Here is a 250-nt window from a genome sequence, read left to right on the forward strand (position 1 = left end):
CAATTATATGAAAGCAGAGACATTTCTCTATGAAAATGGGAAAGCTGTCGGTGTGGTGGCAATCGATCAGTTGACTGGCGAAGCTTATAAAGTGTTCGCTAAAAAGATTATTAATGCGACAGGGATTGAGGCAGATACACTTCGGGAGCAAGACCGGTCTATGTCGGCAAAGACGATTGGCTATATGACTGATGCTTATATGGTCATTCCAAAAGAGCTGCTTGCGATTGACCAAGTTGTTTATTTGGAA

1 pseudogene is annotated in these 250 nt (G+C 42.0%); it reads left to right on the forward strand.

Features of this window, described 5'->3' with window-relative positions:
- Nucleotides 1-250: pseudogene (locus tag CHH91_RS18785) on the forward strand (glycerol-3-phosphate dehydrogenase); the annotation flags it as partial.

The sequence above is a fragment of the Virgibacillus sp. 7505 genome (genome assembly GCF_002272135.1).
Classification (GTDB): domain Bacteria; phylum Bacillota; class Bacilli; order Bacillales; family Amphibacillaceae; genus Terribacillus.